This is a genomic window from Caenispirillum bisanense (assembly GCF_900230255.1).
GTDB classification, from domain to species: Bacteria; Pseudomonadota; Alphaproteobacteria; order Rhodospirillales; family Rhodospirillaceae; genus Caenispirillum; species Caenispirillum bisanense_A.
In genome coordinates this window covers 86,697-112,317 of sequence record NZ_OCNJ01000006.1, presented here as the reverse complement: position 1 = coordinate 112,317, position 25,621 = coordinate 86,697, and the positions used below count along the sequence as shown (strand labels likewise).

18 protein-coding genes and 1 pseudogene are annotated in these 25,621 nt (G+C 70.7%); 10 read left to right on the top strand and 9 right to left on the bottom strand.

The window, feature by feature from the left end; all coding sequences use genetic code 11:
- Positions 1–50 precede the first annotated feature (50 nt).
- The gene (locus CRP50_RS14435; RefSeq protein ID WP_097279888.1) at positions 51–878 is read left to right on the top strand and encodes an MBL fold metallo-hydrolase; all 828 of its coding nucleotides are present in this window, start codon (positions 51–53) and stop codon (positions 876–878) included.
- 365 nt (positions 879–1,243) lie between these two features.
- On the opposite strand, the gene CRP50_RS14430 is transcribed toward CRP50_RS14435, so the two are convergent.
- Positions 1,244–3,052 (bottom strand): AMP-dependent synthetase/ligase, encoded by a 1,809-nt coding sequence (locus CRP50_RS14430; RefSeq protein ID WP_097279887.1) that lies wholly within the window; start codon positions 3,050–3,052, stop codon positions 1,244–1,246.
- A 132-nt stretch (positions 3,053–3,184) separates the two neighbouring features.
- Between CRP50_RS14430 and CRP50_RS14425 the strand changes: the two genes are divergently transcribed.
- From CRP50_RS14425 to CRP50_RS14415, 3 genes are read left to right on the top strand one after another with little or no spacing between them, the layout of a single operon-like run.
- Positions 3,185–4,978 (top strand): M3 family oligoendopeptidase, encoded by a 1,794-nt coding sequence (locus tag CRP50_RS14425; protein ID WP_097279886.1) that lies wholly within the window; start codon positions 3,185–3,187, stop codon positions 4,976–4,978.
- Positions 4,979–4,982: 4 nt separating this feature from the next.
- Positions 4,983–6,368 (top strand): ABC1 kinase family protein, encoded by a 1,386-nt coding sequence (locus CRP50_RS14420; RefSeq protein WP_097279885.1) that lies wholly within the window; start codon positions 4,983–4,985, stop codon positions 6,366–6,368.
- A 50-nt stretch (positions 6,369–6,418) separates the two neighbouring features.
- Complete coding sequence (locus tag CRP50_RS14415) at positions 6,419–6,892, top strand: c-type cytochrome (protein WP_176525183.1); 474 nt, start codon at positions 6,419–6,421, stop codon at positions 6,890–6,892.
- A gap of 44 nt (positions 6,893–6,936) precedes the next feature.
- On the opposite strand, the gene CRP50_RS14410 is transcribed toward CRP50_RS14415, so the two are convergent.
- The 3 genes from CRP50_RS14410 to CRP50_RS14400 all read right to left on the bottom strand — a co-directional run bounded on the left by CRP50_RS14410 (position 6,937) and on the right by CRP50_RS14400 (position 10,591).
- The gene (locus CRP50_RS14410; protein WP_097279883.1) at positions 6,937–7,605 is read right to left on the bottom strand and encodes an OmpA family protein; all 669 of its coding nucleotides are present in this window, start codon (positions 7,603–7,605) and stop codon (positions 6,937–6,939) included.
- Positions 7,606–7,679: 74 nt separating this feature from the next.
- Positions 7,680–8,588: a DMT family transporter gene (locus CRP50_RS14405; protein WP_097279882.1), complete on the bottom strand. Its 909-nt coding sequence runs from the start codon at positions 8,586–8,588 to the stop codon at positions 7,680–7,682.
- 275 nt (positions 8,589–8,863) lie between these two features.
- Entirely contained in the window at positions 8,864–10,591 is a 1,728-nt protein-coding gene (locus CRP50_RS14400) for a diguanylate cyclase domain-containing protein (protein WP_097279881.1), read from the bottom strand.
- Positions 10,592–10,833: 242 nt separating this feature from the next.
- On the opposite strand from CRP50_RS14400, the gene CRP50_RS14395 reads away from it, so the two are divergent.
- From CRP50_RS14395 to CRP50_RS14385, 3 genes are read left to right on the top strand one after another with little or no spacing between them, the layout of a single operon-like run.
- Positions 10,834–12,846, top strand: coding sequence for an MASE1 domain-containing protein (locus CRP50_RS14395; RefSeq protein ID WP_176525181.1), 2,013 nt, complete (start codon positions 10,834–10,836; stop codon positions 12,844–12,846).
- Entirely contained in the window at positions 12,843–13,394 is a 552-nt protein-coding gene (locus tag CRP50_RS14390; RefSeq protein WP_097279879.1) for a molybdopterin-dependent oxidoreductase, read from the top strand. Before CRP50_RS14395 ends, CRP50_RS14390 begins: the two co-directional genes overlap by 4 nt.
- A complete protein-coding gene (locus CRP50_RS14385) occupies positions 13,391–16,687 on the top strand; it encodes a PAS domain S-box protein (protein WP_097279878.1) in 3,297 nt (1,098 codons plus the stop codon). Before CRP50_RS14390 ends, CRP50_RS14385 begins: the two co-directional genes overlap by 4 nt.
- A gap of 3 nt (positions 16,688–16,690) precedes the next feature.
- On the opposite strand, the gene CRP50_RS14380 is transcribed toward CRP50_RS14385, so the two are convergent.
- Positions 16,691–17,629: an LOG family protein gene (locus tag CRP50_RS14380; protein WP_097279877.1), complete on the bottom strand. Its 939-nt coding sequence runs from the start codon at positions 17,627–17,629 to the stop codon at positions 16,691–16,693.
- Positions 17,630–17,729: 100 nt separating this feature from the next.
- Positions 17,730–18,302, bottom strand: a complete 573-nt coding sequence (locus tag CRP50_RS14375; protein WP_097279876.1) for a gamma-glutamylcyclotransferase — start codon at positions 18,300–18,302, stop codon at positions 17,730–17,732.
- A gap of 92 nt (positions 18,303–18,394) precedes the next feature.
- Here CRP50_RS14375 and CRP50_RS14370 point away from each other — a divergent pair, with 92 nt between their 5' ends.
- Together CRP50_RS14370 and CRP50_RS14365 are read left to right on the top strand one after the other, a co-directional pair.
- Positions 18,395–19,741 carry an NAD(P)/FAD-dependent oxidoreductase gene (locus CRP50_RS14370; RefSeq protein WP_217992055.1) on the top strand — a complete coding sequence of 449 codons (1,347 nt, stop codon included), beginning with the start codon at positions 18,395–18,397 and terminating at the stop codon, positions 19,739–19,741.
- Positions 19,732–20,592 (top strand): alpha/beta hydrolase, encoded by an 861-nt coding sequence (locus tag CRP50_RS14365; RefSeq protein ID WP_097279875.1) that lies wholly within the window; start codon positions 19,732–19,734, stop codon positions 20,590–20,592. The genes CRP50_RS14370 and CRP50_RS14365 overlap by 10 nt, the downstream gene beginning before the upstream one ends.
- Here CRP50_RS14365 and CRP50_RS14360 read toward each other — a convergent pair.
- Genes CRP50_RS14360 through CRP50_RS14350 form a run of 3 tightly spaced genes read right to left on the bottom strand, consistent with a single transcriptional unit; the run spans position 20,525 to position 23,542 of the window.
- Entirely contained in the window at positions 20,525–21,901 is a 1,377-nt protein-coding gene (locus CRP50_RS14360) for an MATE family efflux transporter (protein WP_097279874.1), read from the bottom strand. The two genes, CRP50_RS14365 and CRP50_RS14360, sit on opposite strands and share 68 nt — an antisense overlap.
- A 4-nt stretch (positions 21,902–21,905) precedes the next feature.
- Positions 21,906–22,331 (bottom strand): DUF1489 family protein, encoded by a 426-nt coding sequence (locus tag CRP50_RS14355; RefSeq protein ID WP_097279873.1) that lies wholly within the window; start codon positions 22,329–22,331, stop codon positions 21,906–21,908.
- The gene (locus CRP50_RS14350; RefSeq protein ID WP_097279872.1) at positions 22,331–23,542 is read right to left on the bottom strand and encodes a 6-phosphofructokinase; all 1,212 of its coding nucleotides are present in this window, start codon (positions 23,540–23,542) and stop codon (positions 22,331–22,333) included. The genes CRP50_RS14355 and CRP50_RS14350 overlap by 1 nt, the downstream gene beginning before the upstream one ends.
- Positions 23,543–24,044: 502 nt before the next feature.
- Here CRP50_RS14350 and CRP50_RS14345 point away from each other — a divergent pair.
- Positions 24,045–25,610: pseudogene (locus tag CRP50_RS14345) on the top strand (methyl-accepting chemotaxis protein); the annotation flags it as partial.
- Between the last annotated feature and the right edge of the window lie 11 nt (positions 25,611–25,621).

Here is a 25,621-nt window from a genome sequence, read left to right as displayed (position 1 = left end):
CGACGGGGGAAGCGACGGGCCGTACGGTGTCGAGAGGGGTAGAGTCTCAGATGGCATTCACCGTGAAGTTCTGGGGCGTGCGTGGCAGCATCGCGTGCCCTTCCCCCAATCACGTCGTGTACGGCGGCAACACGAGCTGCGTGGAAGTGATCGCGGGGGAGCGTCACATCATCCTCGATGCCGGCACGGGCATCCGCAATCTCGGTCAGCGGGTGATTCAGGAAGGCATCCAGTCGTCGGTGCTGCTGCTGACCCACACCCATTGGGACCACATCAACGGCTTCCCGTTCTTCGCGCCGCTGTTCCAGAAGAACCGCACCTTCGACATCTACGCCGGCCACCTCTACGACACCGGCGGGGTGCAGAGTGTGCTGGCCTCCAGCATGTCCAACCCCATGTTCCCGGTGCCGCTGGAAGCCCTGCAGGCGACGCTCCGCTTCCACGACTTCCGCGCCGGCGAGGACCTGGAACTCGGCCCCGACGTGCGGGTCCGCACGGTGCTGCTCAATCATCCCAACGGCGCCACCGGCTATCGCATCGAGTACGACGGCCGCGCCGTCTGCTACGTCACCGACACCGAACACGTGCCGGGTGAACTGGACGAGACGGTGCTCGGCCTGATCGCGGGTGCCGACCTGGTGATCTACGACTGCACCTACACCGACGCCGAGTACCCGTCGCACGTCGGCTGGGGCCACTCCACCTGGCAGCAGGGCGTGCGCCTGTGCCGCGAGGCGGCGGTGAAGCGGCTCGCCATCTTCCACCACGACCCGGACCACGACGACACCTTCATGGCCGAACTGGAAGACGAAGCCCGCCGCACGTGGGAGGCCACCTTCGTGGCCCGCGAGGGAATGCAGATCACCGTCGGGGCGTGAGGGCGCGTTCGCGGGCGACGTCCGCCACGGCAGGTGTGCGTGGTAAGTGGTTGACTTACAATTATAGCCTGTCATGGCCGGGCTCGACCCGGCTATCCACGGCGCCACCGGCGGCGGCCGTTTTATGCGCTTGTCTCCACGGCAGATGCAGTGCACGCCGTGGATGCCCGGCTCGGAGGCCGGGCATGACAAGTGGTTGAGATCTCCGCATAAATTGTCATGGCCGGACTTGACCCGGCCATCCACGGCGTCTCCGGCGGCGGCCGCTTTGGGTGCTTGTCTCCACGGCGGATGCAGTGCACGCCGTGGATGTCCGGCTCGGCGGCCGGGCATGACAAAACGCAGTGCTATCAGACCCTTACAACCTACTTCTCGTACAGCCCTTCCAGCGTCTCGCCGTAGGTCTGCCGGATGACGTGGCGGCGGATCTTCAGGGTCGGGGTCAGCATGCCGTTGTCCACCGAGAAGCCCTCCGGCGCGATGCAGAAGCGGCGGATCTTCTCGATGTTGGAGAGGTTGCGGTTGACCCGGCCGACCGCCGTGTCCAGCGCCGAGAGGAAGGCCGGATCGTCGTGCACCGTCGGATCGGCGGCGTCGCGGCCGTGCTTGGCGGCCCAGGTCTTCACCCAGTCGGGGTCGGGCACCAGCAGCGCCACCAGGTGCGGGCGGCGGTCGCCGTAGACCATGGCCTGGGCGATCTCGGCCTCCAGCGTCAGGAAGCCTTCCACCCGCTGAGGCGCGATGTTGTCGCCGCCCGAGTTGACGATGATGTCCTTCTTGCGGTCGGTGATGACGATGTTGCCCTCGGCGTCCAGATGGCCGATGTCGCCGGTGTGCAGCCAGCCGTCGGCGTCGATCACCCGCGCCGTCGCCGCGTCGTCCTGCCAATAGCCGCGCATGACCATGGGGCCGCGGGCGAGGATCTCGCCGTCCTGGCCGAACATCACCTCCACCCCGCGCAGCGGCGGGCCGACGCTCTCCAGCCGCACCTTGCCCGGCCGGTTGACGCTGATGACCGGCGCCGCTTCCGTCTGGCCATAGCCCTGCAGGATCGGTACCTTCAACGCCAGGAAGAACAGGCCGACGTCGTAGTTGAGCGGCGCGCCGCCCGACACCAGCGCCTTCAGGCGCCCGCCGAAGCGTTTGGCGATCTTGCGCCGCACCAGCAGGTCGAGCAGCCAGTTGGTCAGCTTCTGCACCGGGCCGAGGCGGCAGCCTTCCACCGTCTTGCCGCCGAGCTCCAGGGCCTTGAAGAACAGTTTCTTCTTCAGGCCTTCCTCACGCTCCATGACGCGCAGGATGCGCCCGCGCATGAACTCGTAGAGGCGCGGCACGGCGGTCGCGATGGTCGGGCGGACCTCCTGGAAATTGTCCGACAGCTTGTCGATGCCCTCGGCGTAGTAGATCTGGGCGCCGATGCTCATGGGGAAGAACTGGCCGGCCGAGTGCTCGTAGGAATGCGACAGCGGCAGGAACGACAGGAAGACCTCGTCGCCGAGCCCGAGGATCTTCAGCACGTCGAAGGCGCCCATGCAGTTGGCGAGCACGTTGCGATGGCTGAGCATCACCCCCTTGGGCGCGCCGCCGGTGCCGGAGGTGTAGATGATGCAGGCGACATCGTCGGCCTGCGCCGTCTGCCACTGGCCGGGGCGGGGCAGGGTGCGGCCGAGGTCCATCAGGCCGTCCCAGGTGATGGTCTCGACGCCGGGGTTCTGCGCCAGCGCCTGCTCGTCCATGGTGACGACCAGCGGCGCGATGCGGGCCTGCCCGGCAGCGCCGAACACCCGCTTGGCGAGCTGGCGCGTGGAGACGATCACCGCCTTCACCTCGGCATCGTTCATGACGTGCAGGTGGTCGGCGACCGTGTTGGTGGTATAGGCCGGCACGGTCATGGCGCCGACCACCATGGCGGCGACGTCGGCGATCAGCCACTCGGGCCTGTTCTCGGCGACGATCATGACGCGGTCGCCGGGGCCTATGCCTTGCGCGGCGAGGCCGGCGGCGACGGCGTCGACGCGGGCCGCCACCTCCCGCCACGACAGGGGGTGCCAGGTGCCCTCGTTCTTGCGCCACAGGAAGGGGCGCTCATCCAGCGCGCCGGCCTGTTCGTAGAACATCCTGGGCAGGGTGGTGGGCGTGTCGAAGTCGATGGCGCGGCCGCCGGTCGCAGTCACGTGTTTCCTCCGCTTGTGCGCCCCGTGTTCGGGCTCTTATACGTTAGATACGCTTATGGCAATTTTCTTGCTCACGTCGCAACAGTTACCCATATCGCGCTCGCCGATCCCAGCCTCCGAGGAGCCTCGTTCATGACCGATGCCGCCACCGCCACCGCCGCACCTGCGCAGGACCTGCCGGTGTGGGACCTGACCGACCTCTACCCCGGCCCGCAGTCGCCGGAACTGGAGGCCGATCTGGCGCGCGTCGGCACGGAGGCGCGGGCCTTCGAGGAACGCTTCGCCGGCCGCGTCGCGGCGCTGGACGGCGCCGCCTTCGGGGCCGCCGTGGCGGAGTACGAGCGCATCACCGAAACCCTCCACAAGGTCTACTCCTTCGCCCAGCTGCTTCACGCCTCCGACGTGGCGAATCCGGAAATCGGCCGCTTCTACCAGGACATCCAGGAGCGCGGCACGGACATCTCTTCCCACCTGATCTTCTTCACCCTCGAGATCAACCGCCTGGACGACGCCGACCTGAGCGCCAAGCTCGCCGACCCGGCGGCGGCGCGCTATGCGCCGTGGGTGCGCGACGTGCGTGCCTTCCGCGATCACCAGCTGTCCGACGACCTGGAGAAGATCCTGCACGACAAGGACGTCGCCGGCCGCAGCGCCTTCGTCCGCCTGTTCGACGAGACCATGGCCTCCCTGCGCTTCCAGGTCGACGGCGAGGAGCTGACCATCACCCAGGTCACCGACCGCCTGTCCAACCGCGATCCCGCCAAGCGCAAGGCGGCCGCCAAGGCCATGGGCAAGGTGCTGGGCGACAACAGCCGCCTGTTCGGCCTGGTCACCAACACGCTCGCCAAGGACAAGGAGATCGACGACCGCTGGCGCAAGTACGCCCGCCCCGTCTCCGCCCGCAACCTCGCCAACCAGGTGGAGGACGAGGTGGTCGACGCCCTGGTGACGGCGGTGAAGGACAGCTACGGCAGCCTCAGCCACCGCTACTACGCCATGAAGGCCAAGTGGATGGGGCAGGAGAAGCTGGACTACTGGGACCGCAACGCGCCGCTGCCCGACGACACCGACCGCGAGTATTCGTGGGACGAGGCCAAGGACATCGTGCTCGGCGCCTACGGCCGTTTCTCGCCGGAGCTGGCGGGCATCGGCAAGCGGTTCTTCGACAACGCCTGGATCGACGTGCCGGCGCGCGCCGGCAAGGCGTCGGGCGCCTTCGCCCACCCGACGGTGCCGAGCGCCCACCCCTACCTGCTGCTCAACTACCTCGGCCGCGGTCGCGACGTGATGACCCTGGCGCACGAGTTGGGCCACGGCTGCCACCAGATCCTGGCCGGCGAGCAGGGGCCGCTGCTGTCGGCGACGCCGCTGACGCTGGCCGAGACCGCCAGCGTGTTCGGCGAGATGATGACCTTCCGCGCCATGGTCGACGCCGAGGCCGACCCCAAGCGCCGCCGCGTCATGCTGGCGAGCAAGGTCGAGGACATGCTCAACACCGTTGTGCGCCAGATCGCCTTCCACGAGTTCGAGCGCCAGGTCCACGACGAGCGCCGCAAGGGCGAACTGTCGACCGAGCGGCTCGGCGAGATCTGGATGCAGGCGCAGACCGACAGCCTCGGCCCGGCATTCCGCTTCGATCCGGAATACGCCAACTACTGGGCCTATATCCCGCATTTCGTCCACTCGCCGTTCTACGTCTACGCCTATGCCTTCGGCGACTGCCTGGTGAACGCGCTCTACGCCGTCTACCTGGACGGCTTCGAGGGCTTCCAGGCCAAGTACCTGGAGCTGCTGCGCGCCGGCGGCACCAAGACGCACCGCGAGCTGCTGGCGCCCTTCGGCCTCGACGCCTCCGACCCCGAGTTCTGGAAGCGGGGCCTGTCGGTGGTGTCGGGCTTCATCGATGAACTGGAGGAGGTCTCCTGACCCCATGGCCGACATTCCGCAGGACCGCAGCGAGCGCCGCTTCGGCGGCCGTATCCGGCGCTATGCCGAGGTCGGCACGGCCGTCAGCGGCCTGGCCGCCCGGCTGGCCGGTGAACGCTTTCTCGGGCTGAAGATCGACAAGGCCCAGCACGCTTCGGAACTGCGGGCGGCGCTCGGCGGGCTGAAAGGCCCGCTCATGAAGGTGGCGCAGATCATGTCCACCATCCCCGAGGCGCTGCCCGAGGAATACACGCTGGAACTGGCCCAGTTGCAGGCCAATGCGCCGCACATGGGCTGGCCCTTCGTGAAGCGCCGCATGACGGCGGAACTCGGCCCCGACTGGCCGCGCCGCTTCGCCGATTTCGGGCACGAGGCGGCGGCCGCCGCCTCGCTCGGGCAGGTCCACAAGGCGACCCACCACGACGGCCGCCGCCTCGCCTGCAAGCTGCAGTACCCCGACATGGACTCGGTGGTGGAGGCGGACCTGCGGCAGTTGCGCATCATCATCGGCATCTACCGCCGCTACGACCGCGCCATCGACCCCTCCGACATCCACGCCGAGATCGCCGAACGCCTGCGCGAGGAACTGGACTACCGCCGCGAGGCCCGCAACATGCGGCTCTACGAGCTGATGCTGCGCGACGAGCCGGACATCCACGTCCCCGAGCCGGTCGACGACCTGTCGTCGCGCCGCCTGCTCACCATGACCTGGCTCGACGGCCGGCCGCTGCTGAAGGTGGCCGAGGAGGCCGACCAGGAGCGGCGCAACCGCATCGCCCAGAACATGTTCACGGCGTGGTATGTGCCGTTCTACCGATACGGCGTCATCCATGGCGACCCGCACCTCGGCAACTACACGGTCCGCGCCGACGACGGCATCAACCTGCTCGACTTCGGGGCGGTGCGGGTGTTCCGGCCGCCCTTCGTGAAAGGCGTCATCGACCTCTACCGCGCCATCCGCGACGACGACGAGGCGCTGGCGGTGGACGCCTACGAGACCTGGGGCTTCACCGACCTGTCCAAGGAGAAGATCGCCGTCCTCAACCAGTGGGCCGCCTTCGTCTACGCCCCGCTGCTGGAGGACAAGCCGCGCGCCATCGCCGAGACCAACTCGGGCGTCTACGGCCGCACGGTGGCGGAGAAGGTGCACGCCGACCTGCGCCGCCTGGGCGGGGTGCGGCCGCCGCGCGAGTTCGTGCTCATGGACCGGGCGGCCATCGGGCTCGGGTCGGTGTTCCTGCACCTGAAGGCGCACATCAACTGGTACCAGATCTTCCACCGCCTGATCGGCGACTTCGATGCCGAGGCCCTGGCCGAGCGGCAGAGAAAAGCCCTGGACAGCGTCGGCCTCACCGTGGCAGAGGACAAGGCGACCGTGCCCAAGGGCTGACGGTCGCCCGCCCTGCTTCCGTTCCATTGCCGTGTCTGGACATGCCGCCGATGCGCTCGCGTCTGCTCGCCGCCTCCGTTCTCGCCCTCGCCGTGGTGGGCCCCGCCGCCGTGGCCGTCGCCCAGCAGGCGACGCACCTCGACCTCGCCGCCGTCGTCAATGCCCGGCGCGACACCATGAAGGCCATGAAGGACGCCATGGGCGAACTGGCCGCCATGATCGAGGAAGGGCAGAACTTCGATGCCGCCCGCGTCGCCGATCTGGCGGCGCTCATCGAGCTGAACACCGAGAAGATCCCCCACCAGTTCCCCGACGGCAGCCTGATCCCCGGCTCGGAAGCCAAGGAAGCGCTGTGGGAGGAACGGGAGGAGTTCGAGAAGACGGCGGGCGAAGCGACCGTCGCCGCCAAGGCGCTGGCCGACCGCTCCGCCCTGGTGACCGAGCCGGCGGACCTGGAGCGCGCCTTCAAGGACGTCGCCATGTCCTGCCGCGCCTGCCACAAGGCGTACCGCAAGCCGTTCTGAGGCGGCAGGCGAGGGGGCGCCGGTCGGGCGCGCCCCCTTTTGCTTTACGCGCTCTCGCGGATGGGCGTGATGGCGATCTCGACGCGGCGGTTCTGCGCCCGGCCGGTCTCGGTGTCGTTGCTTGCGATCGGCTGCGCCTCGCCGGCGCCGATGGCTTCGATGCGGTCGCGGGCGACGCCCTGGGCCGTCAGTTCACGCATCACCGCATCGGCGCGGCGCAGCGACAGGTCGACATTGTAGTCGGCCTCGCCGGTGGAATCCGTGTGGCCGATGACGTCCACCGTGGTCTGCGGGTTCTGCGCCAGCGTCCGCCCCACCTGGGCCAGCGTGTTGCGCGCCTGCGGCGTCAGCTGGGCGCTGTCGGTGGCGAAGGTGACGTTGCTCGGGATGTTGACGACGATGCGCTCGCCGACCCGCTGCACCTCAGCGCCGGAGCCCTGCAGGTCCTGGCGCAGCTTCTCCTCCTGGGAGTCCATGTAGGCGCCGATGCCGGCCCCGGCGAGGCCGCCGATGGCCGCCCCGATGGCGCCACGCTGGGCGCGGTCCTTGCCGCCGTCACCGGTGGCCGCGCCGATGGCGCCGCCGCCGAGGGCACCGAGCAGGGCGCCGCCGCCGGTCTTGCCCATGCCGCCGCTGCCGTCCTGGGCGCAGGCGGAAAGGCCGACGGCGGCGGCGAGGGCGACGGTGGTGGCGGTGATACGGCGTGCCGGCATGGGCATCCTCCTCTTTCGATCGGACTGTCGCAGCATCTAACGATGCAGCGCCGCAGCCGTTGCCGGAACGATGGTCACCGCTGGGCGCGCAGCCGGCGCACCATGACCCCTTGCAGGCGCCCGTCGATGATGCCGAGACCGACGAAGATCAGCGCCATGCCGCCGATCGCGCCGGCCTCCAGCCGCTCGCCCAGGATCAGAACACCAAGCGCCAAGGCGCTGACGGGAATGAGGAATGTGACCAGCGCCACGTTGGTCGCTCCGGCCGACTGCAGGATGCGGAAGTAGAGCAGGTAGGCGAGCGCCGTCGACAGCAGCGCGAGGCCGATCACCGCCGCCACATGCACCGCCGCCGGATCGAACACCCACGGACGCTCCACCACCAGGGCCGTCGGGATGAGCAGGACCGACGAGCCGCACAGCATGCCCGCCGCCGCCACCTGCACCGGCAGGCCCTTGAAGCGGCGGCCCCAGATGCCGGCGCAGGCGTAGGAGACGCCGGCCGCCAGCACCGCCAGCATGCCCCACCCCGCCGCCGTCAGACCGCCGAGCGCCGCCGGTCCTATGAGCAGCACCACCCCGCCGAGCGCCACCACGACCCCGAGGGCCTTGGCCGGCGTCAGCTTCTCGTCGCGCGTCACCCCATGGGCGATGAGCACGGCGAAGACCGGCGTCATGGCGTTGAGGATGGCCGCGAGGCTGCTGTCGATGTGGGTCTGGCCCCAGAAGATGAGCGTGAAGGGGATGGCATTGTTGAGCAGCCCCATGACCAGGAAGGCGCCGAGCGCCGCCGCCTCGGTCGGCATGCGGTGCCCGCCGAGGCGCACCACCACCAGCAGCACGCCGGCAGCGAGGGAGACCCGGCAGGCGGCGGTGGTCATCGGGCCGATGGCGCCGACGGCGATCTTGGAGAAGAAAAAGGCGCCGCCCCACAGGAGCGACAGAAGGATCAACAGGCCCCAGTCGCGGCCGCTCATGCGCATGGTGGTCGTCTCCCTGGCAGGATCGAAGGCTGACACCGGACAGGGGCGCGGGAAAGGGCCGCTTCGATGCCTGCGGCCCGACCTGCCCGGGAACGGCTCCGATGATGCAGGGAGGATGGCGGCGCCTCTATCCGATGGCTGGCGGCGAAGCGATGCGGCGGCCGTGGAGCACGGAGCCGAGGCGGCTGCCGCCGGTGGCGCCGAGGATGGCCGGGTCGAGCCCGGACATGACAATTTTAGTTATATCTCAAAGACTTGCCATCACGGCCCGGCGGTCAGCCCGTGGCCGCCAGCTCCTCCTGCCCGGCGAGGCGCCAGACGCCCTTGCCGGCGTGCTTGGCCTCGTACATGGCGTGGTCGGCGGCGTCGAGGAGGGCGGGGGCGGCGACCGGGCGGTCGGTGCCGGGGGCGATGGCGATGCCGATGGAGGCGCCGATGGCCGCTTCGCCCACGCCCAGCTGGAACGGCGGGGCGAGGGCGCGCAGCACCTTGTCGGCGACCGTGGAGGCCGCCTCGGCGTCGGCGCTGCCGATGCTGACGATGACGAATTCGTCGCCGCCGATGCGGGCGACCGTGTCGCTTTCGCGCACGCACTTGCGCAACCGGCGGGCGACGCCCTGCAGCAGCATGTCGCCGGCCAGATGGCCCCAGGTGTCGTTCACCGGCTTGAAGCCGTCCAGGTCGATGAACAGCACCGCCAGCCCCCCGCCGTCGCGGGTGCTGCGGGCCAGCGCCTGGGTCAGGCGGTCCTGCATGAGGGCACGGTTGGGCAGGCCGGTCAGGGCGTCGTGGGTGGCGGAGTGCTGCAGTTGGGCCGTCGCCTCCTTCTCCGCCGTGATGTCGCTGAACACGCCGACGTAGTTGGTCACCGTGCCGTCGTCGTCGGAGATCTGCGAGATGGTCAGGCGCTGCACGTAGAGCACGCCGTCGGCCCGCCGGTTCCATACTTCGCCGCGCCAGTGGCCGGTGGCTTCCAGCGACTGCCACATGCGGCTGTAGAAGCCGTCGTCGTGGCGGCCCGACGACAGCACGGCCGGCGTCTGGCCGAGGATGTCCTCGGCGCCGTAGCCGGTGGTTTCCGAGAACGCCCGGTTGACGGCGACGATGCGCTGCCGGGCATCGGTGATGCACATGGCCTCCGCCGTCGTCTGGAACACCGCCTGGGTCAGCCGTTGCTCGCGTTCGCGGGCGCGGCGGGCGGCGATGTCGCGCAGGACCACCTGGGCGGCGTTGCGGCCGCCGAAGCGCACCGCCGCCAGCGAGGCTTCCACCTCCAGCAGGCGGCCGTCCAGGTCGGCGAGGCGGTATTCCTGCCCCTGCTGCTGCGGCGAAGCGCCGGCCAGCACGCCGGCCGCAACCGCCGCCAGGGCGCCGCCGCCGGGGCCGGCGAACAGGGTGGCGAGCGCCATGCCTTCCAGGTGCTGCCGGCGACTGCGGCCGAACAGGCGCAGGGCGCTGGGATTGGCGAAGACGACGCCGGTGTCGGCGACCAGCAGGATCGCGTCGGGCGACATTTCCACCAGCGCCCGGAAGCGTTCCTCGCTCTCGCGCACCTGGCGCTCGGCGGCGTGGCGTTCGACGGCGTGGCGCAGGGTGCGGGCGAGCAGGGCGGGGTCGGTGATGCCCTTGACCACGTAGTCCTGGCAGCCCTGCTGCACCGCCTGCACGCCGGTCTGCGGATCGCCGAGGCCGGTCATGACCACCACCGGCCGGTCGCCGGCCAGCCGAAGCACGCGGTCGACGGTGTCCAGCCCGCGCGAGTCGGGCAGACCGAGATCGGTCACCACCACATCCGGACAGCAGGCGTCGCAAAACTGTTCGGCCTCGGCGAGGCTGCGGGCCCACTCGATGGCGATGGCCTCGCCGCTCTCATTGGCGAGTTCTTCGAAGAGTCGCGCGTCCGTTGCGTTGTCTTCAATGAGCAGTAGTTTCAATATCGTGCCCCCGGGGGCGGCGGCCTCCCCTGCCGCAGCCTGCGCTTGTCCTGCGGCCCCACTATCCACAGGGTGAGGCCTTGCCGCAATATCCCGTTTGTATGACGGCGTCGCGCGGCTTCTATGGCGGATATCGCGCGGCTTCTATGGCGGATATGCTGTCGCCTTCCGCCGCCGCCGCGGCTAAGATGACGCGGGGTTGCCCGGGAAGGCGGTGTGGATACCGCCGCTCTCGCGGCAGCGACGGTGTGGGGGTTATGCTTATGGATAGGGGACTCGGAGCGGGCGCGTCGCCGGCCGGGGGCGAGCCGGTGCGTGAGGTCGTTCCGGCACGGCTGCGGTACGTGCTGTCGCTCGTCGTCCTCTGCGCGGCCTACGTCGGCAGTGCCGAACTCGGATTCGCCATGGCCTTCGTCGGTGGCAACGTTTCGGCGGTGTGGCTGCCTTCGGGCCTGGCCGTGGCGGCGCTGCTGATCGGCGGGGTCCGTCTCGCGCCGGCCGTCTGGCTGGGCGCCCTGGTGGCGACCGCCGCCACCGGTGCGCCGCTGTTCACCGCCGCGGGGATCGCCACCGGCAATACGCTCGAGTACCTGGCGGCCTATGCCTTGCTGCGGCGCATGGGCGGGCCGGCGCTCGCCTTCGAGCGGGTCGGCGACGTCATGGCCCTGGTGCTGGCCGCCGCCGTCACGCCCGCGCTGTCGGCGCTGACCGGCACGGCCGCCCTGTGCCTCGGCGGCGTCGCGCCGTGGCCGATGTACTGGGCCATCGTCGAGACCTGGTGGCTCGGCGATGCGGCGGGCATTCTGCTGATCACGCCGCTGGTCGTTTCGTGGGTGCGGACCTGGCCGCGCTACGGCACCCGCCGCCTGGGCGAGCTGGCGGTGATGGCGGTCGCGGCGGCGGCGGCGGCCACGGCCGTGTTCGGCGGCGGCCTGTGGGCCGGCACCGACGATCACGTCTCCGCCTACCTCATCTTTCCGTTCCTGGTGTGGGGTGCGTTGCGGCTGGGGGCCCGCGGGGCCACGGCGGCGATCCTGTGCGTCAACGTGCCGGCGGTGATCTTCACGGCCCACGGCATGGGCCTGTTCGCGCGCATCGAGATGACTCAGAGCCTGCTCCTGCTGCAGGCCTTCATGGCGGTCGCGGCGCTGACGGCGCTGGTCACCGCCGCCGCCGTCGCCGAGCGCAACGTCGCCCATGCGCGGGCGCGGTTGCTGTCGCATGCGGTGGAGCAGTCGGCGACGACGGTCATGATCACCGATCCCGACGGCCGCCTCACCTACGTCAACCGCGCCTTCACCGAACTGACCGGCCATCGGGCCCGCGACGTGATCGGCGCCAACCCGCGCTTCCTGAAGAGCGGCCATACGTCCGATGCCGAATACGAGGCGCTGTGGGCCGCCATCACCGCCGGGCACGTCTGGCGCGGCGAATTCCTCAACCGCAAGGCCGACGGCGGCACGCTGTGGGAGCAGGCGACCATCTCGCCGGTGCGCGACGAGGCCGGCCACATCACCCATTTCATCGGCACCAAGGAAGACATCACCGCCCGCAAGGCCGCCGAGGACGGCATGCGCCGCGCGCTCGCCAAGGTGGAGCGCGCCAAGTCGGAACTGGAGCGGGTGGCCTATGCCGTCACCCACACGCTGCAGGAGCCCCTGCGCGGCATCGGCGGCTTCACCCAGCTCATCGACCGCCGCTACGGCGACCGGCTGGACGACGAGGGCCGCGGCTACCTGCGGCGGGTGCTGCAGTCGACGGAACGCATGCAGCGTCTGTTCCGCGACCTCATGGACTATGCGCTCATCGATCAGGTGCCGGACCCCGACCGCAGCGTCGACCTGGCGGCGCTGGCGCGGCGGGTGGTGACCGAGTTGGCGGCGCAGAATAGGGTGACCGTCGAGCCCTTGCCGGTGGTGCAGGGCAATCCCGCCCAGTTGCGCCACCTGCTCACGCACCTCGTCGGCAACGGCCTGACCTATCACCCGCCGGACCGGCCGTCGCATGTGACCGTCTCGGCACGGCGCGAGGCCGACGGGTGGTGCCTGACCGTCGCCGACGACGGCCTCGGCATCGCGCCGCAGTACATCGACCGGCTGTTCAACCTGTTCGTCCGCCTGCACACCGAGCAGGAGTTCCCCGGCTCGGGCGTCGGGCTCGCGTATTGCCGTCGCGTGGCGGAGCGTCACGGCGGGTCCATCGACCTGGAGTCGGAGCCGGGGCAGGGCACCCGCATCCATGTGCGCCTGCCCTTCGATCCGCACGCCCCCGCCGACCTCGTTCCCGTCCCCGTCCCCGTCGCCGCCGAGGGAGTCCCGTCATGATCCCGACGCTCTCCCGCCGCGGCCTTCTGGCCGCTGTCCTGACGGCAGCGACGGCGGCGGTGCTGCCGGCCGCCGCCGACGAGGCCGGGCCGCGCCCGCTGCCGGTGACGCTGCCCCCGCTGCCGCCGGGTCCGCCGGTTCTCACGGTGGAGGGACCGTCCGGGCCGCGGAGCTTCACCCTGGCGCAACTGGAGGCGCTCGGCCTCTACGCCTTGACCGTCGACCTGGTGTGGGCGGACGAGGGCGGCACCTACCAGGGCGTCCTGCTGGCCGACGTGCTGGCGGCCGCGGGGCTCGCCGAGGTGCCCGCGGTGGACGTGGAGGGGCTCGACGGTTACCGCGCCACCATCCCGCACGACGACTGGCGGCGCTGGCCGGTGCTGATCGCCACCCGCCGCGACGGGGCCGCCATGGCGGTGCGCGACAAGGGGCCCTTGCGCATCCTCTACCCTTTGACGCCGGACGAGGTGCTCGCCTCGCCGAAAATGGATCTGCGCTGGGTGTGGATGATCGCCCGCATCGCGCCTGCTGCCGGAGGCCCGTCATGACCGGCGTTCCCAATCGCCTCCTGTTCCTCGCCGCGGCGGTGGTGCTGCTGACGCTGGCGGCGCTCGCCGGCGGCTATTCCACCATCGTCCTGACCGACATAGAGCAGGGCCTGCCGCGCCGCACCGAACTGGTGGCGCGCGAACTGGGCAAGCTCGACCGCGAAGTGGCGACCCTGGACCAGAGCCTGGCGCTGGTGGCGGCGACCGGCCGGCCCGAGGATGCGCGGGCGGCGCAGCGCATGGCCGACTTCGTCCATGCCCGCGTGGGCACGGCTTCCAGCCTCGTCGATACCGTCCCGGCGGCCGGTCCGTTCCGCCTCGCCCGGGTGGAGCATGCGCTGGCCCCGGTGGAGGCGGCCCTCGGCCCGGTGGCGGCCGGCGACGCACCGGCCGACGCAGCCGCGCGGGAGGCCGTGGCCGAGGCGCGACGCCATTTCGCCCCCATCGTGCGGCTGGTGCGCGACGAAACCGTCACGGCGGCGGAAACGGCCGCCGCCGCCATCAATCGGCAGGCCGAGAAGCTGCTCGGGTTCCGCGCGGCGGCGCAGGGGGTGCTGGCGGCGGGTACGCTGACCCTGCTGGTCGCCCTGGCACTGCTCTACCGCCAGCGGACGACGGCACTCGCCCTGCGCGACAGCCAGGATCGCTACCGCCGCCTGTTCGAGGGCAGCGCCGCCGTCATGCTGCTGGTGGATCCGGTGGCCCGGCGCCTGGTGGATGCCAACATGGCCGCCGCCCAGTTCTACGGCTGGCCGGTGGATTCCCTGCGCGGCCGGCCGCTCGGCGACATCGACCGTCTGTCGGAGGCCGAGCACCGGGCGGAACTCGACCGTGCCGCCGCCGAAGGGCGCAGCCACGTCTACGTGCGCCACGCCCGCGCCGACGGCTCGGAGTGCGACGTCGAGGTGCAGTCGGCCCCTATCGTGGTGGACGGCCGCGAGCTGCGCCTCTGCATCGTGCACGACATCTCGGTCCGCCGCTCCGCCGAGCGCAAGCTGTTCGAGACCGAGGCGCGCTACCGCATGGTGGTGGACGCCACGACGCAAGGCTTCTGGTTCGTCGCGCCGCACAGCGGCAACACCATCGACGTCAACGAGTCCCTGTGCGCCATCCTGGGGTATGCGCGAGAAGAGGTGCTCGGCCGCCCCATCACCGATTTCGCGGACGGCCCCGACCGGGCGATCCTGGCCGACAAGGTGGCGCACGCGCCGACCTCGCAGCACCGGGTCTACGAGGTCGGGCTGACCCGCAAGGACGGCAGCAAGGTGCTGACGCGCTTCAACGCCACCACGCTGCGCGACCCCGACGGCGCCATGCGCGGCTCCTACGCCTTCATCGAGGACATCACCGCCCAGCGCGCCTTCGAGCGCCGGCTGGCGGAGAGCGAAGGGATGCTGCGGTCCATCACCGCCAACATTCCCGGCGTCATCTACCAGTGGTACGAGCGCGCCGACGGCAGCCGCGGGTTCCACTGGGTCAGCCCGCGATCGCTGGAGATCCTCGGCATTCCGCAGAAGGAGCTGGAACGCGACTGGCGCCTCATCAACCTGCACCCCGAGGATGCCGAGCGGTGGGACACGACCATCCGCGAGGCGACGGCGGCGCAGACCGACTGGAGCTTCGAGGGCCGCCTGCTGCTCGCCGGTGGCCGCATCCTGTGGTGGCGCGGGCTCGCGCGGCCGGTGGCGGTGTCGCCGGAGGAGACGGTGTTCAACGGCATCATCCTCGACATCACCCGCCAGAAGGAACTGGAGGCGGAGCTGATGGAGAACCGCCGCCTGCTCAACCTCGCCCTGGAGGCGGGACGGGTGGGCGTGTGGGACTTCGACCTCGACACCGGCGCCCTGTGGTTCTCGCCGTCGTGGAAGGCCCAATTGGGCTACGCCGACGACGAGCTGGACAACTCGCTTGAGGCCTGGCGGTCGGTGATCTTCCCCGAAGACGGCGACGCGGCCCTGCGGCTGGTGGACGACTACATCGGTGGCCGCAAGCCCGACTTCGAGGCGCTGCAGCGCTTCCGCCACCGCGACGGGTCGACCGTCTACATCCGCACCCGCGCCCGGGCCGTGCGTGACGAGAAGACCGACCGGCCGATCCGCCTCATCGGCGCCCATGTGGACCTGACGCCGCAGATCGAGGCGCAGGACCAGCTCGCCCGTGCCAACCGCAACACCGCCCTGATCCTGGAAAGCACGGCCGACGGCCTGTTCGGCGTCGATCGTGGCGGTCGCATCACTTTCGTCAACGACGCCTGCAAGCGTCTGCTTGGCTTCACCGAGGCGGAGATGATCGGCGCCGAAGCGCATGCGCTCACCCACCACTCGCGGCCCGACGGCACCCCTTATCCCGCCGCGGAGTGTCCGGTGGCGGCGGTGCTGGCCGACGGACGGCGGCGGGAACAGCTGGACGATGCCCTGTGGCGCAAGGACGGCCGCCCGCTGCCGGTGGAAATGAGCGCCTCGCCCATGGTCGACGGCGGGGCGGTGGTGGGCGCCATCGTCAGTTTCCGCGACGTCGCCGAGCGGCAGAAGTACAAGGCGGAGCTGGAACGCTCCAACGCGGAGCTGGAGCAGTTCGCCTATGCCGCCTCGCACGACCTGCAGGAACCGCTGCGCGGCGTCACCAGCTACCTGAGCCTGCTGAAGCGCCGCCACGGCCCGGCCCTGCCGGAGGGGGCGGCGGCCTACCTGGATCAGGCCATGGAAAGCGCCCTGCGCATGAGCAACATGATCCGCGACCTGCTCACCTATTCGCGCGTCTCCACGCGCGGTCAGCAGATCGCCCCCACCGATGCCGGCGAGTGCGCCCGGGCGGCGCTCGCGAACCTGCGCATCAGCGTGGCCGAAGCCGGTGCCGAGGTGACGGTGGCCGAGGATCTGCCGTGGGTGCAGGCCGATGCCGGACAGCTGACCAGCCTGTTCCAGAACCTGCTCGGCAACGCCGTGAAGTACCGCGCCCCCGACCGGGCGCCGCGGGTGAGCGTGACGGTGGAACCGCTGCCCGGCGGGCGCTGGCGGTTCGCCGTGGCCGACAACGGCATCGGCGTCGACCCCGCCTACTTCGACCGTATCTTCCTGCCGTTCCAGCGGCTGCACGGCCACGACCAGTACGAGGGCACGGGCATCGGCCTCGCCGTCTGCCGCAAGGTGGTGGAGCGCCACGGCGGCACGCTGGCGGTGCGATCGATGCCGGGCGAGGGCTCGGTCTTCACCTTCGACCTGACGGCGGCACCGGCGGAGGATGCCGGCCAGGATGCGGCCACCGCCAGGGCGACCGCGCTGAACCCGGCGTGAGGCTCAGCCCTGTTCCTCGCCGGGGGCTTCGGCCCAGCGGTTGTGGGGCGGGCGATCGCGGTAGAAGTCGAGGATGGCCTGCCAGCCTTCCTCGGCGGTCTCGACGAAACGGATGATGTCGAGGTCGTGCGGCGAGATGGTGCCGGCCTCCACCAGGGCGTCGAGGTTCACCACCTTGCGCCACCAGCTTTCGCCGAACAGCAGCACCGGCATGGGCTCGATCTTGCGGTTTTGGATGAGGGTGAGCGCCTCGAACAGCTCGTCGAAGGTGCCGAACCCGCCGGGGAAGCAGGTCAGCGCCTCGGCCCGGATCAGGAAGTGCATCTTGCGCACGGCGAAGTAGTGGAAGTTGAACGACAGCTTGGGCGTGATGTAGAGGTTCGGCGCCTGTTCGTGCGGCAGCACGATGGACAGGCCGATGCTTTCCGCCCCCACGTCGTCGGCGCCGCGGTTGGCGGCTTCCATGATGCCGGGGCCGCCGCCGGTGACCACCACGTAGCGGCGGTTGCCTTCCGTCTGGCCGTGGCGCGACACCAGCCGGGCGAACTCGCGCGCCACGTCGTAGTAGCGGCTGGTGTCCAGGATGTTGCGGGCGATGGTCAAGGCCTGCTGCGCCGCCGCGTCGTCGGGGCGGTCGGCCGCCGCCGCCTCGGCCGCGTCCAGGCGCTGGCGGGCGACGGCCGGCTCGGGGATGCGGGCGGAGCCGAACACCACGATGGTGGAGGTGATGTTCTCTTCCTGCAGCAGCAGTTCCGGCTTCAGCAATTCCAGCTGCAGACGGATGGGCCGCATGTCGCGCTTGGTCAGGAAGTCGAGGTCGGTGAAGGCCAGCTGGTAGCTGGGCGACAGGGTCTGCGGCGTCTGATCGCGGGCGACGCTCTCCTCGTGCTGCCGCTTGTCTTCGGCGGCGGAGGGGAAGCGGCTGCGGCCTTCTCGCGACATGATGGCTCCTCGATGGGTGCTGGCTCTCGGGGGGCGCAGACGATAACGGCCGGCGCGCCGCTCGCCTAGGGGGCGCGCGCGCTTCCTGCGCCGAAAACGATCAGATCCCCTGGCCCGCCTCAACCTCACCGGTACGGCGCCACACTTCCTCCAGCAAAGCGTGCAGCGAGGGCTCCAGAACGCCGTGCGCCTCCAGTTCCTTCACCGTCTTGATGAGGTAGTCGCGGTTGAGCCCCGTGCGACCGACCGCCTCCATGATGATGGCGGCGGAGGCGCAGACGCCCAGCTCGCCGGCGTACTGGCGGTGCGACGGATCGGCGACGAAGGTATAGGCCTCGACAACCCGGCCGTCGCGCAACGAGACGGGCAGGGTGGCCTCGACGTAGGCGTAGCCGCAGAGTTCGCGTTCCCGCAGGTAGTCGCGCACCAGCTCCGCCTCGCCGCGCGCCACCCGGAAGGCGACGCCGGGGCACGAACCGCCGGGCGCGAGGCCGAGCACCAGGCCCGGCCGCTCGCGGGTGCCGCGGTAGTGGGTGGAGTAGATGCAGAAGCTGCGGTGATAGCCGTTCAGCACCGCCGGCTCGGCCGCCAGGGCGGAAAACCCCGGGTTCCACATGAGGGAGCCGTAGCCGAACACCCAGAAGTCGTCGTCGGAAGCGTGCGTCGTCGTCATGGCGCGCAGTATGGCGGACCCGCGCCCGGAACGCGAGGGCCTCGCAAGTGGCTCTTTCTCGGCGGGGCTGCTTCGGGTCATCATGCACGACCATGCATGACCTCTATGACGCTGCCGCCTACGATACCGCCCGCATGCCCGACAGCTGGTGGGCCGCTTCCGCCGGTGTGCCGCCCGACGACCTGCCGCTCGGCGGCGAGACGCAGACCGACGTCGCCGTCGTCGGCGGCGGCTTCACCGGCCTGTCCGCCGCCCTGCACCTCGCCCGCGACTTCGGCCAGGGCGTGACGGTGCTGGAGGCCGGGCCGCTCGGTTGGGGCGCCTCGGGCCGCAACGGCGGCTTCTGCTGCACCGGCGCCTCCAAGCTCGGGTGGGACGCCCTGGAGCGGCGCTTCGGCGCGACCGAGGCGAAGGCCTTCTTCCGCAGCCAGTGGGACGGCGTCGCCCTGGTGCGCGACCTGGCGGCGGCGGAAGGCATCGACGTGCAGCCCCAGGGCCGCGGCGAGATGATCCTCGCCCACAAGCCCGGCCGCATGAAGGAGCTGAAGGAAGAGCAGGCCGACCTCGCCCGCCGCTTCGGCATGGCGACGGAAGTGGTCGACACCGCCGAGCTGGCCCGCCGCGGCATGGCCGGACCGCAGTTCCACGGCGGGCTGTTCCTGCCCGGCGCCTTCGGCCTGCATCCCCTGCGCTGGGTCTACGGTCTGGTGGATGCGGCGCGGCGGCACGGCGCCATGGTGCACGGCCGCAGCCCGGTCCTGTCCATCGCCGAGGCGGAGGGCGGGCGGTTGTGCCTCAGCACGCCGCACGGCAGCGTCACGGCGCGGCGGGTGCTGATCGCCACCAACGGGTACACCCGCGACGGCCTGCACCCCGGCCTTTCCGGCCGTACCCTGCCGGTGCTGTCGAGCGTGCTGGTCACCCGCCCCCTGACGGCGGAGGAGCAGGCCGCCCAGGGCTGGACCAGCGACGATCTGGCGGCCGACACGCGCCGCCTGCTGCACTATTTCCGCCTGCTGCCCGACGGCCGCTTCCTGTTCGGCGGCCGCGGCGGCACCCGCGCCGGGGCCGGCAGCGAGCCCATGATGCGCCGCCTGGAGGCCGCCTTCCACGCCATGTTCCCGGCGTGGTCGCGGGTGGAGATCACCCACCGCTGGAACGGCTTCGTCTGCCTCGCGCTCGACCTGCACCCGCACCTTGCCGAGCTGCCGGACGACGACCGCATCACCTGCGCGCTCGCCTATCACGGCGCCGGCGTCTCCACCGCCACCTGGACCGGGCGGGCGGCGGCGGCGCGGCTGGCGGGGCGGCCGGAGCACTACGGACCGGTGCCGGGCTTCGTTCAGGTGCCGCCGCCGCGCTTCCCGCTGCCGTCTTTACGCCTGTGGGGCCTGCGGGCGGCCTATCTGCGCTATGGACTGGAGGACGAATGGCTGTGACGACCGTCTACCGCGACTTCGACCAGACGACCCTCGACGCCCAGTACCGCGCCCGCGATCAGGTGCCTGACTTCACGGTGTTCACCGACCAGTACCGCGCCCTGACCGAACAGGCCCAGGCCCGGCTGTCCTTCGAGACGGTCGCCTACGGCCCGACCGAGGCGGAGGTGATGGACGTCTATCCCGCCGGGCCGGGGGCGCCGGTCTTCGTCTACCTGCACGGCGGCTACTGGCGCATCATGGGCAAGCAGGACGCCGGCTTCATGGCCGAGGCCTTCGTCGCCCGCGGCGCCGCGGTGGTGGCGGTGAACTACGCCCTGTGCCCGGCGGTGAGCCTGGACGAGATCGTCCGCCAGTGCCGCGCCGCCGTCGCCTGGCTGTGGCGGGAGGGCGGGCGTCTCGGCATCGACCGGACCCGTATCTACTGCGGCGGCTCCTCGGCCGGCGGGCACCTGACGGGCATGCTGCTGGCCGGCGGCTGGCAGGCCGACCTCGGGGTGCCCGACGACGTGGTGAAAGGCGGCCTCGGCGCCTCCGGCCTCTACGACCTGGAGCCCCTGCGGCTGTCGGAAATCAACGGCTGGGTGGGGCTCGACGCGGCGGCGGCGGAGCGCAACAGCCCGCAGCACCACCTGCCGGCCGGGCGGCCGTCGCTGGTCCTCACGGTCGGCGGGCTGGAGCAGGACGAGTTCAAGCGCCAGACCGCCGACTACGCCGCTGCCTGCCGGGGCCACGGCATGGCGGTGGAAGAGGTGGCGGCGCCCGACCGCCACCACTTCGACGTCATCCTGGAGCTGGCGGACCCGCAGAGCCCGCTGGCACAGGCGGCATTCCGCCAGATGGGGCTGTGACGCGGCGCTCCAGCCGCGGGTAGAGGGCGGCGAGGCTCAGCCCGCGCAGTCCCATGAACACGGTGAAGGCTGCCCACAGGCCGTGATTGCCCCAGGCCGGCAGCAGCAGCGCGCTCAAGCCCAGGAAAGCGGCGAGGCACAGGATCATCATGTTGCGCAGCGGCCGGCTTTCGGTGGCGCCGAGGAAGATGCCGTCGAACTGGAAGCCCCACACCGCCACCAGCGGCAGCACCACCGCCCACAGCAGGTACTCCCCCGCCGCCGCCCGCACCTCCGGCAGGCCGGTGAGCACGGCGATCAGGCTCGGCCCGCCCAGCAGGAACAGCGCCGCCATGCCCGCCGACAGGGCGAGCGCGAGGCCGGTGGAGGCGGTCACGGCCTCGCGCAGGGCCGCCCGGTTCCGCGCACCGACGGCACCGCCGACCAGCGTCTCGGCTGCATGGGCGAAACCGTCCAGCCCGTAGGACGCGATGGTCAGGAAGGTCAGCAGCACGGCATTGGCGGCCAGCGTCACGTCGCCCGCCTCGGCCCCCTTGGCGGTGAACCAAGCGAAGGCGGAGATCAGGCACAGGGTGCGCACGAAGATGTCGCCGTTGATGCCGACCAGCTTTTTCAGCCGCACGGGATCCAGCAGCCGCGCCCGATCCCAGCCGCCGCCCGGCAGCGCTTTCAGGCTCGGCGCCATGAGCAGGAAGCCGACGGCCATGCCGGTGTACTCGGCGATGACGGTGGCGAGCGCCACGCCGTCCACGTCCATGCCGAGGCCGAGCACGAAGATCAGGTTCAGGCTTATGTTGAGGACGTTGGCGATAACCTGCTGCACGAGAACGGCTTTCGCTCGCCCCAGCCCCATCAGCCAGCCGATCTGCGCGAACTGCACTAGGGCCGCTGGCGCCGACCAGATGCGGATGGAGAAATAGGTGGCGGCGAGGCGTTCCACCTCGGCGCTGCCCTCCAGCAGGGCGAGCGCGGCGGTGCGGACCGGCGCCTGCACCGCCCACAGGCCGAGCGCCACCGTCACGCCGATGAGGAAGGCCCGCCCGAACACCGCCCGCGCCTCCGCCCCGTCGCCGGCGCCGATGGCCTGGGCGGTGGGGCCGGTGGTGCCCATGCGCAGGAAGCCGAAGCTCCAGTACAGGTAATCGAACACCAGCGCCCCGATGGCCACCGCCCCCAGGTAGGCCGGGCTGTCCAGGTGCCCCATGACCGCCGTGTCGACCATGCCGAGCAGCGGCACCGACAGGTTCGCCAGGATGACGGGCACGGCGAGGGCCCAGACGCGGGAGCGGGCGGTGCCCGGCGGGATCATCACGTCAGATCAGCCCCAGCTTGCGCAGCTCCGCCGCCATGTCCGGCGGTGGAGGCTCTTCGCCGGCGGCGCCGCGGGGCAGGTCGGGCGGGGCGGCGTCGGGCCCGAGGTAACGCCAGCCCTGGAAGGGCCGGTGGGGGTGGGGTTCCACCTCCACCAGGTCCTGGTCCAGCTCGATGGCGCAGAAGCCGCGGCCGTTCTCGTCAGTGCCCTCGTGCAGGGCGACGATGCGCTGGCGCGCCCGCACGATGCCCTTCATGACCCAATAGAGCGAGCCGCCGTCGAGCAACTCCTCCGCCCGTTTCGGCGTCATGCGGGTGACGTGGACGATGCGGCCCTGCGTCGCCAGGCGCCCGGCCTGCCACGCGCGCAGCAGGTCGGGGCTCTCGCAGCCGACGCAGAGCTTGATGAGGTGCAGCGACGCCGCCATCAATCCTGCTTCAGGATCTTGGCGACGCGGTTGCCGCGCAGGCGGAAGGCGTCGGGCATGCCGCGGCCGAGCAGCGGACGCAGGTACAGGCGGAAGGCGTCGGTGACGTCGGTGCCGTTTTCGGCGATGAACTCGTCGGGCATGACCTTGGTCTTGCCGGCGATGTCCTCCAGCGGCGTCAGGTGGTAGTCCACCGAATACCAGCCGGTGCGGTGGATGGTGACCGATCCGTCGCGGTCGCCGAACATGGCGTATTGCACCGCCTTCTCGCCCACCTCGCGGGCCTCGCGCTGGTCGACGTCGGAGACGCAGCCGACGAAGCTGCGCTGCAGGTAGCCGAGCGTGTCGCCGCGCACCCGCTTGATGCCGAGCTTGCGCTTGATGATTTCCACCAGCAGGTCGCCGAGCGCCCCGCCGCCCAGCTGCACGTTGCCGTGTGCGTCGTGCTCGATCTCCTTGGCGAGCTTGGTGGCGATGGGCACGCCGTCCTTGTCGGCGATGCCTTCCGACACGGCGATGACGCAGCGGCCGTAGCGTTCGTAGGTCGCCTTCACGTCGGCCAGGAAGCGGTCTTCGTCGAAGGCGCGCTCGGGGATGTAGACGAGGTGCGGGCCGTCGTCGGGGAACTTCTTGCCGAGCGCCGCGGCGGCGGTGAGGAAGCCGGCGTGGCGGCCCATGACGACGCCGATGTAGACGCCGGGCAGGGCGGCGTTGTCCAGGTTCGCGCCCATGAAGGCCTGCGCCACGAAGCGGGCGGCCGAGGGGAAGCCGGGGCAGTGGTCGGTGATGACCAGGTCGTTGTCGATGGTCTTCGGAATGTGGATGCAGCGCAGGCCGTAGGCCGCCTTCTTCGCTTCCTCGGCGACGATGCGCACCGTGTCGGAGCTGTCGTTGCCGCCGATGTAGAAGAAGTTGTCGATGCCGTGCGCCTGCAGGACCTTGAAGATCTCGCGGCAATAGGCGGCGTCGGGCTTGTCGCGGGTGGAGCCGAGCCCGGAAGACGGGGTTTCTCCCACCAGTTCCAGGTTGTGGGTGGTCTCCTGCGTCAGGTCGAGGAAATCCTCGTCGACGATGCCGCGCACCCCGTGCAGCGCGCCGTAGACCTTCTCCACGCTGCGGAACTTGCGGCTTTCGAGCACCGCGCCGACCAGCGACTGGTTGATGACGGCGGTGGGGCCGCCTCCCTGTGCGACGAGAACCTTGCCGGTCACGGAACGCTCCTGCGGTTGGGCCGCCGCGCCGCGGGACTCGGGCGCGCGCCGGCCGGTGTCTTCCAAGCGACTGTGAAGCGCAGCGACGGCCGCGAGTCAAGGGCGAGTCGCTGCATGGCTGCGGTCCATGGTGCGCCGGCCGCCGGTCCGAGTGCGGATGAATCTGCGATTTGTCGAAGGCTTATGGCGACGGTCCTATATCCATTGATTGTTCAGGGATTCCACGGGGTTGGCCACCGCCGTTCACGCCCGGGCAACAATCCGGTCACTGCTCCGTAACCTGTTGGACTTGTTACGAAAAACTTCATTTAAGTTCGGCTCGCAGGCAACTCATGGTGCCCCTCGACCGCTGTCGGTTTCGGCCTGGGGAGGGTCTGTCATGTCGTTCAGCAAGCTTGGTATCGGACCGAAGATCTGGTTGCCGGTGGGCCTTCTGGCCGCCGGGTTCCTGGGGCTCTGCGCCGTCGCGCTGGCCTTCATCCAGGATACGCTCATGGACGACCGCACCGACAAGGTACGCGGCATCGTCGAGTCCGTGCACAGCGTCTTCGCCGCCCAGCAGGCGCGCGTCGAGCGCGGCGAGATCGGCGTCGAGGCCGCCCGCGCCGAGGCCGATGCCATGGTGCGCGCCATGCGCTACGACGGCGACGAATACGTCTTCGTGTTCACGCTGGACGGGATCGCCGAGGTGGTGCCGCCGAAGCCCGAGCTGGAAGGCACGTCCATGATCGCCGCCACCGACGCCGAGGGCAAAGCCTTCGTCGCCGCCATGGTGGAGGTGGCGCGCAGCCGCGGCGAGGGCATCGTCGACTACCACTGGCCCATGGCCGGGCGCGACGAGCCGGTGGACAAGCTGTCCTACGTGAAGGCCTTCGCGCCGTGGGGCGTGTTCATCGGCACCGGCGTCTACCTGGACGACGTGGCGGTGGTGTTCCGCGATCGCGCGCTCACCTTCGCCGCCATCGCCGCCGTGCTGCTGGCCGCCGCCGGGGTGCTGGCGTGGCGCATCGTGCGCGACATCTCGCGCCCGACCATCGACCTCGCCCACCGCATGCACGACCTCGCCGACGGCCGCCTGGACGTCGCCGTGGTGGCGACCGACCGCGGCGACGAGATCGGCGAGATGGCCCGCGCCATGGACGTGTTCAAGCACAACATGCTGGAACGCCGCCGCCTGGAAGAGGAACAGAAGGCGGCCGAGGCGCGCGCCAAGGAAGAACGCCGCGCCCTCATGCACCGCCTCGCCGACGACTTCGAGCGGGCGGTGGGCGAGGTGGTGGCGTCGGTGTCCGATGCCGCCGCCGAACTGGAGGCGACGGCCACCGCCATGACCTCCACCGCCGAAGAGACCAGCCGCCAGTCCGGCGTGGTGGCCGGCGCGGCGGAGGAAGCGACGGCGAGCGTCGAGACCGTCGCCGCCGCCACCGAGGAACTGTCCGCCTCCATCGCCGACATCAGCCGCCGCGTCGGCGGCGCCTCCGCCGAGGCGCGGGCGGCGGTGGAGGAGGCGGAACGCTCCAACGAGATGGTGCTCGAACTGGCGCATGCGGCCGAGCGCATCGGCGAGGTGGTGGTACTCATCAACGACATCGCCAACCAGACCAACCTGCTGGCGCTCAATGCCACCATCGAGGCGGCGCGGGCCGGGGATGCCGGCAAGGGCTTCGCGGTGGTCGCCAACGAAGTGAAGACCCTGGCCAACCAGACGGCGCGGGCGACCGAAGACATCACCCAGCAGATCGCCGCCATCCAGGGCGCCACCAAGGGCACCGTGGCCGCCATTCAGGACATCGGCCGCACCATCGCCCGCATCAGCGACACGGCCGGCGCCATCGCCGTCGCCGTCGAGCAGCAGGGGGCCGCGACCCACGAAATCGCCCGCAACGTCGCCGCGGCGGCGCAGGGGGCGGGCGACGTCACCCACAACATCGCCGGCGTCAAGGACGCCGCCGGCGAGACGGGGGCCGCCGCCGCCCAGGTGCAGATGTCGGCCTCGACGCTGGCGCATCACTCGGCCCTGCTGCGCAAGGAACTGGACCATTTCCTCGGCGGCGTCCGCGCCGCCTGATCGCCCCGACG

Excerpts from the sequence above, each read along its gene's own strand:
- CRP50_RS14410 (WP_097279883.1), bottom strand. The coding sequence starts at position 7,605 with ATGCCGGCACGCCGTATCACCGCCACCACCGTCGCCCTCGCCGCCGCC.
- CRP50_RS14390 (WP_097279879.1), top strand. The coding sequence starts at position 12,843 with ATGATCCCGACGCTCTCCCGCCGCGGCCTTCTGGCCGCTGTCCTGACG.
- CRP50_RS14370 (WP_217992055.1), top strand. The coding sequence starts at position 18,395 with ATGCATGACCTCTATGACGCTGCCGCCTACGATACCGCCCGCATGCCC.
- CRP50_RS14360 (WP_097279874.1), bottom strand. The coding sequence starts at position 21,901 with ATGATCCCGCCGGGCACCGCCCGCTCCCGCGTCTGGGCCCTCGCCGTG.
- CRP50_RS14380 (WP_097279877.1), bottom strand. The coding sequence starts at position 17,629 with ATGTCGCGAGAAGGCCGCAGCCGCTTCCCCTCCGCCGCCGAAGACAAG.
- CRP50_RS14405 (WP_097279882.1), bottom strand. The coding sequence starts at position 8,588 with ATGCGCATGAGCGGCCGCGACTGGGGCCTGTTGATCCTTCTGTCGCTC.
- CRP50_RS14435 (WP_097279888.1), top strand. The coding sequence starts at position 51 with ATGGCATTCACCGTGAAGTTCTGGGGCGTGCGTGGCAGCATCGCGTGC.
- CRP50_RS14420 (WP_097279885.1), top strand. The coding sequence starts at position 4,983 with ATGGCCGACATTCCGCAGGACCGCAGCGAGCGCCGCTTCGGCGGCCGT.
- CRP50_RS14415 (WP_176525183.1), top strand. The coding sequence starts at position 6,419 with ATGCGCTCGCGTCTGCTCGCCGCCTCCGTTCTCGCCCTCGCCGTGGTG.
- CRP50_RS14425 (WP_097279886.1), top strand. The coding sequence starts at position 3,185 with ATGACCGATGCCGCCACCGCCACCGCCGCACCTGCGCAGGACCTGCCG.
- CRP50_RS14385 (WP_097279878.1), top strand. The coding sequence starts at position 13,391 with ATGACCGGCGTTCCCAATCGCCTCCTGTTCCTCGCCGCGGCGGTGGTG.
- CRP50_RS14375 (WP_097279876.1), bottom strand. The coding sequence starts at position 18,302 with ATGACGACGACGCACGCTTCCGACGACGACTTCTGGGTGTTCGGCTAC.
- CRP50_RS14365 (WP_097279875.1), top strand. The coding sequence starts at position 19,732 with ATGGCTGTGACGACCGTCTACCGCGACTTCGACCAGACGACCCTCGAC.
- CRP50_RS14355 (WP_097279873.1), bottom strand. The coding sequence starts at position 22,331 with ATGGCGGCGTCGCTGCACCTCATCAAGCTCTGCGTCGGCTGCGAGAGC.